A 12683-nucleotide genomic window follows, 5' to 3' on the forward strand; every position below is an offset into this window, starting at 1 on the left:
AGGAGAGATAAGTATGGGACAATCCAACCTAATTACGACAACCATTTCTAGCTGCCACCAAGAGGTTATCTCATTGGAGAACGTCTCCTTTTCTTATCAACAGCAGAACGTTATTTCAAATCTAAGTTTTGCGGTGAAGGAACGTGACTTCATCGGTTTAATAGGAACAAATGGAGCTGGAAAAACGACGCTGCTGCGAATGATTGTAGGATTACTGAAACCAACGAGCGGTGAGATCCGATTATTCGGTGAGAATGTAAATAAGTTCAAGCAGTGGGAGCGAATCGGTTACGTACCGCAAAAAAACTCATTTAATCCCTTATTTCCAGCGACCGTTCGTGAGGTTGTGATGTCTGGACTATATGGTAGAAATAAAATATTTAAGAAGATAACGAAAACTGACCATAAAAAATGTGATGATGCGCTTCATGCTATGGGAATTGATGATCTGAGGGATAAACGTATTGGACAGCTGTCAGGCGGTCAGCAGCAGAGAGTGTTTCTTGCAAGAGCACTTATTAATAATCCATCGTTGTTGATACTTGATGAACCGACAGTAGGCATTGATACGGAAACGCAAGAGAGCTTCTTTCATATGATCAAGCACATGCATCAGCATCACAATATTACGTTTTTGATGGTGTCGCATGATTTAGAAATGATTCGCTCTTACTTAGGCGAACAGGCTGCAGCACAAAACGGAAAGCTGAAATTTCATATTAAGCATTCGCATGAAACGCAGGATTGTGTGGAAAGTGATTTGACACACAGTTTGAAAGGGTTAAGAGAGCAAATGGAGAGCAGGAAAGAGGTTGTTTTGATTGGAGATCGTAACGAGTGAGTTTTTTCAAAGGGCACTTATTGGCGGGCTGCTAATTGGCGTAACCGCACCGCTAATGGGTCTATTTCTTGTGCTTCGCAGACTTGCGATGATTGGTGATACGTTATCACATGTGTCCATTGCTGGTGTAGCGCTTGGATTTTTATTAGGGGTTTATCCCATTGCCATGGGTTTAGTCTTTGCGATTATCGCTTCCTTTGCAATTGAAAAGCTCAGGAAAGCATACAAGACTTATGCGGAGCTATCCATAGCCATTATTATGTCAGGCGGTGTCGCGCTGGCATCCATCTTATTTACGATGGGGAAAAATTTCAATATGAATGTGAACAGTTATTTGTTCGGAAGTATTTTAACCCTTAACAGCACGGATTTATATGTGATCGGAGCCGTTACGATCATCGTGCTTGTCGCTATCCGTACGCAAATAAAAGAATTGTTTCTAATTACTTTTGACGAGGATGCGGCTGCTGTAAGCGGTTTGCCTATCAAATTTTATAATGTTATGATTAGCGTGCTCACTGCACTCGTAATTAGCGTATCTATTAAAATAGTTGGAGCTTTGCTTGTATCTGCATTGCTTACAATACCAGCTGCTTGCAGTATGATTTTTGCACGCAGCTTTAGACAAAGTGTGATAACGGTTGTGATTATTGGTGAACTGGCTGTCGTAAGCGGATTGCTTATTGCAGGTGTGTGGAACCTAGCACCAGGCGGTACGATTGTTTTATTGCTTATTGCAATTCTTCTTTTGCTGCTTGCATTCCGCCGAGGAGTGCGATCAGGTAGTTGATAGGAAGCGAGGTGTAGGAATTGTCTGATATTAATATTTGGCTGGCGTTTGGCGCCGGCTTTGCATCTTTTATATCGCCATGCTGCTTGCCGCTTTATCCCTCTTATTTATCTTACATAACAGGCATTTCAGTAACGGATTTGAAAGAGAATTCAAATGGAAAACAAAAACGCATGCGAACGATGTCGCATACGCTGTTTTTTATTTTAGGCTTCTGTACGGTTTACTATGCTCTTGGGTATGGAACAAATGTTTTCGCTGAATTTTTCAGTGAGTATCGTCAGCTTATTAGGCAATTATCCGCGGTACTTATTATTTTGATGGGATTATTCCTCATCGGTATTTTTCAACCGCAGCTGCTCATGAAGGAGCGTCGTATGAATCTCATTCCAAAAAAATCGAGCTACATGGGCTCATTTATTTTTGGGATTGGCTTCTCAGCAGGATGGACACCTTGTATGGGACCGGCACTTACTGCTATTTTAGGTCTTGCCGCTACTGAACCGGGAACTTGGTTTCAATTAACGACAGCCTACGCGCTTGGATTTGCTATACCATTTTTTGTACTCGCCTTTTTCCTAGGCACAGCTAGATGGATATTGAAGTATTCTTCAACGGTCATGAAAATCGGCGGAGCGGTAATGATTCTAATGGGTTTGCTTCTGTTCACAGATCAAATGACGAAGATTACAATATGGCTGAATATGATTACGCCTGAATGGTTGGCTTTTTAATATTAATTCAACCAGAATTGAGATGCGGTTTTAAGTGAAATATTCAATTTTTGCTTCTGGAAAGTGTTCGAAAATGCGCTCCGATATAAACATGCGGAGCGCATTTGCTTGTTCATCAGGGTATACATATTTGCCTTGACCCCATCGGCCCCATTTATATTTTCGTTTTTCGATGTCCATCTCAAGTTTCGTTTTTGGATATCGTTTTTCTATAACGCCTTTTGCGGTTTTCGTAAAACGATGCTGAATAAGCTCAAAGGTTAAATCCTTTCTAACATCCTGAGGGAGAGCAGCGTCTAATGAGGCTAAAAGCTCGCCATAGCCTTCCTCCCAGCCGTCATGCCAAATAATCGGGGCAATAATGAAGCCCATAGGATAACCCGCTCTGGCTACTTTAGCGGCGGCTTCAATACGTTGCTCGAAGCGGGAGGTAGCGGGTTCAAAGTTTTTGATCACATATTTGGAGTTTACACTAAATCGAATTCGAGTATGCCCATTATGCTTGGCGTCAAGCAAGGAGTCCACATGATGAAATTTAGTAACAAAGCGCAGTCGACCATGCTCCTCTTGCCCCATGAATTCGATTAGCTCGCGAAGACTGCCCGATATGGGTTCCAAACCAACCGGATCAGAGGTGCATGCGGCTTCAAATCTTGTAATTTCAGGCTTTCTTTCCTCAATGTAGCCCTTTGCTGCCTCTATAATATCATCGATATTAACGTAAATCCGGATATAAGGCTTGGCTCCTAATGTGGTTTGCAAATAGCAGTAATGGCAATGAGCCATACAGCCGGTTGCAATTGGAATGGCATATTCTGCTGAGGGCTTAGACGTATCAAATTTTAATGTCTTGCGAATGCCGACAACAAGCGTTCGCTTGGCGATCCTGTATTTTTCGAGCTCGGAATCGCCTGGCAAATTTGTAATTCGGTTATGTGAGGTCGTCATCCTGTATGGAATGCCTTCCTTCTTAACCCATTCAAAAATCCGTTGTCCTTTTGGATAATCGAGCGCAGATGGTTCAAAATAAACAAGCTCTGGAACAAAGGAAAGCGTGGAACGATCTGTTTTAGGACGATCAATAGTGGCAGTACTCACCGTCATTCCTCCCATATTGAAAATGAATAATGAATCAAGCTTAGTGTGTGGAGGCGGGCGAGTGCTCAAACTGGTAATTTAATGAGCAAAGTCGATTTCAAATGTAATTGGGAAGGAGAACAGGTTGCAGTGAACATGCCGAAAAGTGTATGATACTTAGAGTAACGCCGAGGAAACAAGGTGAAGAAGTTTGGTTAGGGGGTTCTTCAGTGCCGACACCGAGCATGGAAGACTACTTGGAAAGAATTTATAAGCTCATTGATGAAAAAGGGTATGCACGTGTCTCGGACATAGCAGAAGGACTAGAGGTTCATCCGTCCTCCGTCACAAAAATGATTCAAAAGCTCGATAAGGATAATTATTTAATCTATGAAAAGTATCGCGGACTTGTCCTGACCAATAAAGGCAAGAAGATGGGTAAGAGGCTTGTTGATCGCCATCAGCTATTAGAATCGTTTCTTACGACAATTGGTGTTCAGGATGAGAATATTTATCAGGATGTAGAAGGCATCGAGCATCATCTAAGCTGGGATTCGATAACCTGCATTGAAGCACTAGTCGAATATTTTAACCGTGATTCTCAGCGATTGGACGAGCTTCGTGCCGTTCGCACGGATATGGAAAGCGAATAATACATAGCGATTATTTGAAAACCCTCAAAAAAAGGTCAGCAGGCATTTGCCTGCTGACCTTTTTTTGTATAGCTGTTAATGATATTTAGGCAAATCATCGTCATCCTTACCGCCCTCAATGACTCGGAACGGAACGGTTTTGGACTTCGCGCCTTTAGTCTTTGTTTTGCTCTTAGCGACCTTAGCAGCGGTAGCTCGGCTTTGCTTGACCACCGTACGCCCTTGCGTAGAGCCATAGCCTCTCAGAAAAGCCGGTGGATATTTATACAGCCAGAAAATTACGCCAAGCACGATAACAGGAATGAGCATATAGGCGCTAAAATTAAGAACAACACTGTATACAATACCGATGGCCAGCAATGCTAACAATGTTATTGACCCTACATTCCATTTGCTAGGCACTCTGCTCATTATAAATACCGCCTTTCTAAATAGGTTGAACCTTTATTTCATTTGTTTATCTAACTCAAGCATCCGATTGAACGATGCAATGGATACAGCAAGCTGTTCATCACGCGGCTCTTTGGTTGTCAGAAGTTGCAGCCAAAGCCCTGGATAGCCTAAGTAACGAAGTACAGGAACTTCTCGCAATGCATTTGTCCAGCGCAATACCTCATAAGACAAACCAAGAACAAGTGGAAGCAGCAAAATACGAATGTAAATACGCTCCCAAATGGAATCCCAAGTAAAGAAAGGTAGAGAGTAAACGACAACACCGACTATTACGGTGAAGATAATAAAGCTAGATCCGCAACGATAGTGAAGTCGGCTATACTTTTGTACGTTTTTTACCGTTAATTCAGCACCAGCTTCATAAGCGCTTATCACTTTGTGCTCCGCACCGTGGTACTGAAAAAGACGCTTGATGAGCGGAGTCATGGAGATAAAGTATAAATAGCCAAGCAATAAAATGATTTTGATAAGGCCTTCTAATAAGTTATGACCGACCTTGTTATCGAATACCCCTGAGAATAGCAATTCTTCTATGGCAGCTGGAGCCGCAGTAAAGATGAGCTTTCCGAAAATAAAAGAAATGACGCCTGCAACGGCAACGCCGACGATCATGCTCAGACTCCAACCGCTTGATTTCTTCTCTTCCTTAGCGGGAGCGGGGTTATCTTTTGCTTGATCTTTCTCTTCGACAGCCTCATCCTCTGCATAAGCTTCCATCGAAAAGTTCAAATGCTGCGATCCCTTCGCACTTGATTCTAAAATACCTACCACGCCGCGAACAAGCGGAATTTTCTTTAAACGTTGTACCCAGCGCTGGGAGGTTCGAGGAACCTCGTAAAATACGATTTCATCATTTTTGCGTCGAACAGCTGTTACGTTAACGTGTTTGCCAGCAAACATTACGCCTTCGATAACCGCTTGTCCGCCATATATACTTCTGGAGTCTTGCGGCAAGTGCTTGTCACCTTCCTTGAGTAGGTTATCGCTAGAAATACTGCGATGATTAAAATGATTGCTTTATACATCTATTGTACTTGATCTATCGGTGAATTGCCAACGTCCCCGTCAAGACGGAATCATGAGGCTCATGAAAATATAGGGTTACGAATCGGTAATATTTCGCATACTAAATTGAGATAAGATCAGAATGCAGAATGGAGGAATAAGACCATGGCAGGGCAGAAGCAAGCCGGCAGCAAGGACGAGGGACAAAAACATACAAATCCATGGTTGTATTGCATCAAAATTGGTTTTTTTGCAGGGCTGATATGGGGAACGCTTCGCTGGGTATTCTATGAAATGAAATTTACGACGGTTCTACCCGGATTTGTTGCCGATCCTTTTTTAAAATCATCCTTCCTAAAGACGGGCTGGGGAATAGTAGTCGGCATCGCAAGCTATATTGTGCTCTCTATCCTGGTCGCCTTTATCTATAAGGTACTTCTTGGTCGGTTGCACGGTCCATGGCCAGGAATAATTTATGGCTTAGTTTGGTGGGGCATATTGTTTATTGCAGTAGGACCGATGATGGGCATAATGAAACCAATCTGGCAGGCAGGCTGGAATACCCTTTTTACGGAGCTCTGTATATCCCTTCTATGGGGTGTTTTTATTGGCTATTCAATCGCATTCGAGTTTACAGATGAGGCTTCACGCGAGCCAATGAAGATTTCATCATGAGTTTCACTTCTCAAGCGACGGACATTTGTGGTAAAATGGCTAATGATCTTTGAAGGTATGATGGATTCGGTTGCTTGGGAGGTGCATTAGTGCACAAAATCATGATTTTAAACGGCCCAAACCTAAATATGCTCGGTATTCGTGAGCCGGGTGTATATGGGACAGAAACACTTGCATTCATTGAATCGTTGCTGGAGGATAAAGCGAAGACACTTGGTGTCGAAGTTGAATTTTTTCAAACGAATCATGAAGGTGAAATGATTGATCGGATACATAGTGCATATGGAAAAGTGGACGGTATCGTCATTAACCCCGGAGCTTGGACGCATTACAGTTATGCGCTGCGAGATGCTCTTAGTACGATTGGATTGCCTATTATAGAGGTTCATATGTCCAATATTCACAAAAGAGAGTCGTTTCGTCACGTATCTGTCATTGCAGCGATTGCTGTCGGTCAAATTGCAGGCTTTGGTTCTCAAAGCTATGAGCTGGGATTAACTGCGCTCGTTAGCCATTTGCAAAAATCATAAAAGGAAAGACAAGGTGAAACTGCTATGCCAAACGAAAGAGTAAAGCGACTCCGCCAACTGATGGAGGAAAACCGTTTTGAGGCAATCTTAATCGAAAGTGAGCATAACCGTCGCTACTTAAGCGGCTTTACAGGCTCATCAGGCATGGTTCTGATTACACTGAACGCGGCCTATTTGCTGACTGATTTCCGTTATCGCACACAAGCACCACAACAAGCGGTCGGATTTGAAATAGTCGAGCACGGGTCAAGTCCACTAGAGAATGTTCGTGAGCTTCTTGTTCAGCACAATCTGATGAAGCTTGCATTTGAACAGGATCATGTCGTATTTAGCCAATATACGGCATGGACAAAAACATTGTCCGGTATTACGTTGGAGCCTGCTCCAGCGCTGGTAGAAGGACTTCGTATCATTAAGGATGAAGCTGAACTGCAAATTATGAAGGAAGCTGCTGAGCTAGCAGACAACACTTTCGCTCATATTTTGAAGGTTATTCGTCCGGGCCTTCGTGAGACCGATATAGCGCTAGAGATGGAAATGTTTATGCGCAGCAATGGCGCTACCTCATCATCCTTCGATACAATAGTAGCTTCCGGGGAACGTTCGGCTCTGCCGCATGGCGTTGCCAGTGATCGGATTATTGGTACAAATGAGTTCGTTAAGCTTGACTATGGCGCTTATTACAAGGGCTATTGTTCCGATATTACTCGGACGGTCTTTATTGGTACGCCAACTGACAAGCATCTAGAGATTTACAATATCGTGCTGGAAGCTCAGCTCCATGCTCTGGAGAATATCAAGCCAGGCATGAGCGGTCGTGAAGCGGATGCATTGGCTCGCGATATTATTACGAAATACGGCTATGGTGATTTATTCGGCCATGGGACGGGACATGGGCTAGGCATGGAGATTCATGAAGCGCCGAGATTGTCCAAACAATGCGAAACGATTTTAACCCCCGGCATGACCGTAACGGTAGAACCTGGCATTTACGTACCCGGCTTCGGCGGCGTACGAATTGAAGATGATATCGTTATAACGGAAACCGGTATTAAAATATTAACCTTAGCGCCGAAAGACTTGATCATTCTGGACTAAGGACTATTCATTCAGGAGGGAATCAGCAATGATTTCAGTAAATGATTTTAAGACAGGCTTAACCGTACAAGTAGACAATGACATTTTCTCCGTTCTTGATTTTCAACACGTTAAACCAGGCAAAGGCGCTGCTTTTGTACGCTCCAAATTGAAAAACCTTCGCAACGGCAACGTTGTTGAGAAAACTTTCCGTGCTGGCGAGAGCATTGGCCGCGCAATCATCGAAAACCGTGAAGTACAATATCTGTACAATTCTGGTTCGGAATACACATTCATGGATAACGAAACATTTGACCAGTTCAACCTGGACAAGAAACAGCTTGAGTGGGAATTAAATTTCCTGAAAGAAAATATGAATGTTAACATTTCGAGCTACCAAGGTGAAATTCTTGGTATTCAAATGCAAAACAGCGTTGAACTAAAAGTTGTTGAAACGGAGCCAGGTGTTAAAGGCAACACTGCACAAGGCGCTACAAAAATGGCGAAAGTTGAAACAGGATTAAGTGTTCAAGTGCCATTGTTCATTAACGAAGGCGATATTCTTTTGGTTGATACTCGCGAAGGTAAATACATCTCGCGTGCATAGTTAGCCGTAGTAAATGAACCGTCCGTATCATGCGGACGGTTTTTTTGCAGTTATTTATACCCATGTTGCTAAATGTTGTGATATAATATTGACTTGTATGTATATGGCCACGTTAGGAGTGAATCAGCTTTGTCTTTGATAGTGATGAAGTTTGGCGGCAGCTCCGTTGGAACGCCGGAGCGGATGCAGCGCGTCGCAAAACGCATAATTGAGAGGCAGCAAGAAGGCAATGATATTGTTGTCGTCGTTTCTGCTATGGGAGATACAACAGACGATTTAATCGATCAGTCGAAGCAATTAAATCCAAATCCGCCGGCGCGGGAAATGGATATGCTGCTTACGGTGGGTGAACAAATATCGATCGCATTGCTTTCGATGACCATTCATCAGCTTGGAGGAAAAGCTCTTTCATTTACCGGCTGGCAAGCGGGTATTCGAACAGAAGCGGTTCATGGCAAGGCAAAGATGACCAATATTCATCCTGAACGTGTATTTCATGCGCTTGAGGGCGGCAATGTAGTCATTATTGCTGGATTCCAAGGTATGACGGAAGATGGAGAAATCACAACGCTTGGTCGCGGTGGTTCAGATACAACAGCAGTTGCGATGGCAGCAGCGATGAAGGCAGACGTATGCGAGATTTATACGGATGTTGACGGTATTTATTCTACTGACCCTCGGGTCGTGAAAAATGCAAGAAAGCTGAACGAGATTTCATATGATGAGATGCTGGAGCTGGCTCATTTGGGGGCGGCTGTATTACATCCACGCGCAGTGGAGTATGCCAAGCATAATAATGTGAAGCTGGTTGTACGCTCAAGCTTTACCCATAACGAAGGTACAAGTGTGAAGGAGGAAGCGGTCATGGAGCAAGGCGTGGTCGTTCGCGGTATCGCGTTTGACAAAAATGTGGCTCGAATTAGCATTTTGGGCGTAGAGGATGTTCCTGGTGTGCTTGCAAACGTATTTGGCGCATTGGCAGACAACGGAATCGATGTTGATATCATCGTACAAAGCGGTGTACAGGATGGCAAGGCAGACTTCTCCTTTACCGTCTCTGGCAACGATAAGGATAAAGCGATTGAAGTCATTGAATCCAATCGCAAAGCGGTTCCTTTCCGTGAAACCACATCCGAAGGAGATCTGGTTAAGGTTTCGATCGTAGGTGCTGGCATGGTCAGCAACCCTGGAGTTGCAGCGAAAATGTTCGCAGCGATTTCTTCACTGGGTGTAAGTATCAAAATGGTAAGCACATCTGAAATTAAATGTTCATGCGTCATTACAGCAGAGCCTTTAAATGACGTTGTTCGCGCACTTCATACCGCATATGGTCTTGATACAGCTGAGCAAGCTTTTGTTGGTGGTCCGCAAGATCGTCGTTAATCCTTTTTTTATAATGAGCAAGAGCCCTTCCGAGCTTTCGGAAGGGCTCTTTTTTTATGCAATGCACTGCCTATTCTTAATCTTAATTGCGCATTAGCTGATCCCCACATAGCTTTGGCGCATCTTTGTAGATGTCTACAAAGGAGCATGCTTCAATATCTTGCTTATAGCCAAGCTTAATCAAGCGTTTGCCGCTCATCCCGCACATAATCGTTTCTTTTAGCTGCGCCGCTCGATTTCGATAGAGAGCGAGCATAGCTGTGCCAAAGTCATCCATTTCGATAGGGAAATGGCTTAAAGAATGAAGTCTATCTAAAACAAGCCCCGCGCATAACCCATCTTCAATAGCAAATTCATCATGACTGCCTGCACATAGAATAACGATATCACGCCTAAGCTCAATAGCTGATCGAGCACAAGCTTCCGCATTCAGCATCGACGCAATCAAAATATAATCGGCTCGCATTGACTTGTGAATGGCTCTTGTTCCGTTCGTAGTGGTGAGCACTATACGTTTTCCGCCGACAACCTGCTCCGTATATTCTTCAGGTGAATTACCGAGATCAAAGCCAGCAATTTTTTTGCAAAATCTCTCGCCTCCAAGCAAATCCCCTTCACGCTGCAGGGCTCGCGCTTCCATTACGGTCTCTGCAGGGATGACGCATAAGGCACCGGCAGAAATTGCCGTTACAATCGTGCTGGTTGCTCGCAACACATCCACAATAATAGCCGTCTTGTGATGAAATCTAGCTGAGCTTGCTTCATTAACACTAGATATTACCTGCGCTTGCATAACATTTCTTCCGCCCTTCTCAGCTTTGTCTGCATGCAACACTATATGCTGCATTTGGTGGGCAGGTGCCCGGTATGAAATATAGACAGGCTTGCATATGAATAATCCATACACCTTTTCATGAAGGGAGGTCATATGACTGTGATCAATAAAGTTGTAATGACAATGGCATCACTGCGTCTCACATCTGGAACGATAGAGATTTGCGCGGCGATTCTTATGCTTCGACTAAATCAAATTGACAAGGCATTGATTGTAAATTCATCGCTGGCGCTGGTTGGGCCGCTTATTTTGATCGCGACAACGACAGTTGGACTCGTTGGATTGTCGGATAAGCTGTCACCATCCAAGTTCCTATGGGTGGGTGCAGGTGTAATTTGTTTGATGATTGGTATTTTAAAAAAATAATAGTCTGTCAATCTAGCAATTGTACAAGTTGGAGACATATTTTCGCTCTATGGGCATACAAATAGGAATTACGAAGGACAAACATCTAGGAGTGATGAAGCCATGCTGGCACGAGTCGTACATTTGCTACCAATGGAGCTGAAAACATTGCTCGAACGTCTCCCTACTCAAACACAAGAGCAGCTTGAGGAGATACGAATTCGAGAGGGAAGACCGCTGGAAATCGGATTTCGGGGACAATCCCGATTCCTGATGCTGGACGGCACACTTCGACAATCAGCAGACGGGGCATATAAGCCATCGGCCGAGACATGTCGGAAGCTTCTAGAACGCATTACGAATTATTCATTATATGCGATGGAAGAAGAGCTGCGCAGAGGCTTTATTACCGTATCAGGAGGCCATCGCATCGGACTAGCAGGCAGAACGATTTTGGACAGCGGTGTAGTAAGAGGCATACGTGATATCGGCGCATTTAATATTCGGGTTGCAAGAGAGGTAATTGGAGCTAGTGCACACTTGCTGCCTAAGCTGATTGACCGCGAGAAAAAAACGCTGCACTCGACGCTCATATTAGCTCCGCCGCAGCAAGGAAAGACGACGCTTATACGAGATATTGCTAGATCAGTAAGCTATGGCTTATGGCCAGGCCTCGAAGCTGGGAACTGGCAAGGCAAGAAGGTAGGGGTTGTTGATGAGCGCTCTGAGATTGCGGCTTGCGTACGCGGCATTCCAACCTTTGATGTCGGTCCAAGGACAGATGTGATGGATGCCTGTCCGAAAGCGGAAGGCATGATGATGCTTCTGCGCTCTATGTCGCCCGAGGTGCTTATCGCAGATGAGATCGGCAGGCCAGAGGACGGTGAAGCCATTCGCGAAGCAAGCCATGCAGGAATAAGCGTTGTCGCAACCGCGCATGCATTCGATTTGCAGGAAGCAAGAGGAAGACCAGTACTGCGGAAGTTGCTCGACGAGGGGGCATTTACTTATGTCGTTGAGCTGAAAAGAACAGAACAGGGAATCATGCACCGAGTTGTACCTGCGGAAGCCATTGGACGGACAACCTCAGCGAGCCGCACTGCCTCAGATCGTGTTCCGGCGTGGCCTGCAAGGCTTAGAGCTGATGATCCATGATCAAGCTGCTTGGCGCCGTCCTTATATTATTTGCAGGGACGATGATTGGATTTCAGCAAGCAGCTAGATTTGCCGAACGTCCAAGGCAATTGCGTCAGCTCGCTCATGCGCTGCAGCGGCTGGAGACCGAAATCGGATATGGTCACACTCCATTGCCTGAGGCTCTAGAGAGAACGGCTTCGGCGACCCCGGAACCGCTGGCATCACTATTCCGAAAAGCGGCAAGCGGTATTATGGAGAGCGAGAGCTTAACCTTTCGCGACAGCTGGGAGCAGGCCGTTAAATCGCAGTGGGGAGCAACATCTATGCGTGCCAATGAGCAAGCTGCACTCATCAGATTGGGATCAACGCTTGGAATTAGCGATAAGGAAGATCAAATGAAACATATTCGTTTAGCATTATTGCAGCTGAAAGCAGAGGAGGACGCAGCGAGAGACGATCAAGGGCGTTACGAGAAAATGTGGAAAAGTCTCGGTATTTTGATCGCTGTGCTGATCGTCATTTTGATGGTGTAATGGGGTGC

16 protein-coding genes are annotated in these 12683 nt (G+C 44.6%); 12 read left to right on the plus strand and 4 right to left on the minus strand.

Annotation, left to right across the window (positions count from 1 at the left end; all coding sequences use genetic code 11):
• Nucleotides 1–13: 13 nt before the first annotated feature.
• The 3 genes from AC0YOD_RS07300 to AC0YOD_RS07310 are packed head-to-tail and all read left to right on the plus strand — an operon-like array spanning nt 14 to nt 2365.
• Nucleotides 14–841, plus strand: a complete 828-nt coding sequence (locus tag AC0YOD_RS07300) for a metal ABC transporter ATP-binding protein (RefSeq protein ID WP_475798613.1) — start codon at nt 14–16, stop codon at nt 839–841.
• Nucleotides 822–1631, plus strand: a complete 810-nt coding sequence (locus AC0YOD_RS07305; RefSeq protein ID WP_475798614.1) for a metal ABC transporter permease — start codon at nt 822–824, stop codon at nt 1629–1631. Before AC0YOD_RS07300 ends, AC0YOD_RS07305 begins: the two co-directional genes overlap by 20 nt.
• A gap of 20 nt (nt 1632–1651) precedes the next feature.
• Entirely contained in the window at nt 1652–2365 is a 714-nt protein-coding gene (locus AC0YOD_RS07310) for a cytochrome c biogenesis CcdA family protein (RefSeq protein ID WP_475798615.1), read from the plus strand.
• Between the two features lie 30 nt (nt 2366–2395).
• Here the strand turns inward: AC0YOD_RS07310 and splB are convergent, their stop codons facing one another.
• On the minus strand, nt 2396–3463 hold the full coding sequence (gene splB / locus AC0YOD_RS07315) for a spore photoproduct lyase (RefSeq protein WP_475798616.1): 1068 nt from the start codon (nt 3461–3463) through the stop codon (nt 2396–2398).
• A 209-nt stretch (nt 3464–3672) separates the two neighbouring features.
• Here splB and mntR point away from each other — a divergent pair, with 209 nt between their 5' ends.
• Nucleotides 3673–4095: a transcriptional regulator MntR gene (gene mntR, locus AC0YOD_RS07320; protein WP_475798617.1), complete on the plus strand. Its 423-nt coding sequence runs from the start codon at nt 3673–3675 to the stop codon at nt 4093–4095.
• A 75-nt stretch (nt 4096–4170) separates the two neighbouring features.
• On the opposite strand, the gene AC0YOD_RS07325 is transcribed toward mntR, so the two are convergent.
• Nucleotides 4171–4506: a hypothetical protein gene (locus AC0YOD_RS07325; protein WP_475798618.1), complete on the minus strand. Its 336-nt coding sequence runs from the start codon at nt 4504–4506 to the stop codon at nt 4171–4173.
• A 33-nt stretch (nt 4507–4539) separates the two neighbouring features.
• Nucleotides 4540–5502 (minus strand): DUF1385 domain-containing protein, encoded by a 963-nt coding sequence (locus AC0YOD_RS07330; RefSeq protein WP_475798619.1) that lies wholly within the window; start codon nt 5500–5502, stop codon nt 4540–4542.
• 216 nt (nt 5503–5718) lie between these two features.
• Between AC0YOD_RS07330 and AC0YOD_RS07335 the strand changes: the two genes are divergently transcribed.
• The 5 genes from AC0YOD_RS07335 (at nt 5719) to AC0YOD_RS07355 (ending at nt 9825) form a co-directional block, all read left to right on the plus strand.
• Nucleotides 5719–6228: a YqhR family membrane protein gene (locus tag AC0YOD_RS07335; protein WP_475798620.1), complete on the plus strand. Its 510-nt coding sequence runs from the start codon at nt 5719–5721 to the stop codon at nt 6226–6228.
• A gap of 101 nt (nt 6229–6329) precedes the next feature.
• On the plus strand, nt 6330–6758 hold the full coding sequence (aroQ, locus tag AC0YOD_RS07340; protein WP_475799320.1) for a type II 3-dehydroquinate dehydratase: 429 nt from the start codon (nt 6330–6332) through the stop codon (nt 6756–6758).
• Between the two features lie 24 nt (nt 6759–6782).
• Nucleotides 6783–7856, plus strand: a complete 1074-nt coding sequence (locus AC0YOD_RS07345; protein ID WP_475798621.1) for a M24 family metallopeptidase — start codon at nt 6783–6785, stop codon at nt 7854–7856.
• A 28-nt stretch (nt 7857–7884) separates the two neighbouring features.
• Nucleotides 7885–8442, plus strand: a complete 558-nt coding sequence (gene efp / locus AC0YOD_RS07350; protein ID WP_475798622.1) for an elongation factor P — start codon at nt 7885–7887, stop codon at nt 8440–8442.
• A gap of 129 nt (nt 8443–8571) precedes the next feature.
• The gene (locus tag AC0YOD_RS07355; RefSeq protein ID WP_475798623.1) at nt 8572–9825 is read left to right on the plus strand and encodes an aspartate kinase; all 1254 of its coding nucleotides are present in this window, start codon (nt 8572–8574) and stop codon (nt 9823–9825) included.
• A gap of 82 nt (nt 9826–9907) precedes the next feature.
• On the opposite strand, the gene AC0YOD_RS07360 is transcribed toward AC0YOD_RS07355, so the two are convergent.
• Nucleotides 9908–10672: a 2-phosphosulfolactate phosphatase gene (locus tag AC0YOD_RS07360; protein WP_475798624.1), complete on the minus strand. Its 765-nt coding sequence runs from the start codon at nt 10670–10672 to the stop codon at nt 9908–9910.
• 81 nt (nt 10673–10753) lie between these two features.
• On the opposite strand from AC0YOD_RS07360, the gene AC0YOD_RS07365 reads away from it, so the two are divergent.
• The 3 genes from AC0YOD_RS07365 (at nt 10754) to spoIIIAB (ending at nt 12675) form a co-directional block, all read left to right on the plus strand.
• Complete coding sequence (locus AC0YOD_RS07365; RefSeq protein WP_475799321.1) at nt 10754–11026, plus strand: YqhV family protein; 273 nt, start codon at nt 10754–10756, stop codon at nt 11024–11026.
• 102 nt (nt 11027–11128) lie between these two features.
• Complete coding sequence (gene spoIIIAA, locus AC0YOD_RS07370; protein WP_475798625.1) at nt 11129–12160, plus strand: stage III sporulation protein AA; 1032 nt, start codon at nt 11129–11131, stop codon at nt 12158–12160.
• Entirely contained in the window at nt 12157–12675 is a 519-nt protein-coding gene (gene spoIIIAB, locus AC0YOD_RS07375) for a stage III sporulation protein SpoIIIAB (RefSeq protein WP_475798626.1), read from the plus strand. The genes spoIIIAA and spoIIIAB overlap by 4 nt, the downstream gene beginning before the upstream one ends.
• Nucleotides 12676–12683 lie beyond the last annotated feature (8 nt).

This window comes from Paenibacillus sp. J31P13, assembly GCF_056269295.1.

Excerpts from the sequence above, each read along its gene's own strand:
- AC0YOD_RS07300 (WP_475798613.1), top strand. The coding sequence starts at position 14 with ATGGGACAATCCAACCTAATTACGACAACCATTTCTAGCTGCCACCAA.
- AC0YOD_RS07325 (WP_475798618.1), bottom strand. The coding sequence starts at position 4,506 with ATGAGCAGAGTGCCTAGCAAATGGAATGTAGGGTCAATAACATTGTTA.
- AC0YOD_RS07335 (WP_475798620.1), top strand. The coding sequence starts at position 5,719 with ATGGCAGGGCAGAAGCAAGCCGGCAGCAAGGACGAGGGACAAAAACAT.
- aroQ (WP_475799320.1), top strand. The coding sequence starts at position 6,330 with ATGATTTTAAACGGCCCAAACCTAAATATGCTCGGTATTCGTGAGCCG.
- AC0YOD_RS07345 (WP_475798621.1), top strand. The coding sequence starts at position 6,783 with ATGCCAAACGAAAGAGTAAAGCGACTCCGCCAACTGATGGAGGAAAAC.
- efp (WP_475798622.1), top strand. The coding sequence starts at position 7,885 with ATGATTTCAGTAAATGATTTTAAGACAGGCTTAACCGTACAAGTAGAC.
- AC0YOD_RS07360 (WP_475798624.1), bottom strand. The coding sequence starts at position 10,672 with ATGCAGCATATAGTGTTGCATGCAGACAAAGCTGAGAAGGGCGGAAGA.
- AC0YOD_RS07365 (WP_475799321.1), top strand. The coding sequence starts at position 10,754 with ATGACTGTGATCAATAAAGTTGTAATGACAATGGCATCACTGCGTCTC.
- spoIIIAA (WP_475798625.1), top strand. The coding sequence starts at position 11,129 with ATGCTGGCACGAGTCGTACATTTGCTACCAATGGAGCTGAAAACATTG.
- spoIIIAB (WP_475798626.1), top strand. The coding sequence starts at position 12,157 with ATGATCAAGCTGCTTGGCGCCGTCCTTATATTATTTGCAGGGACGATG.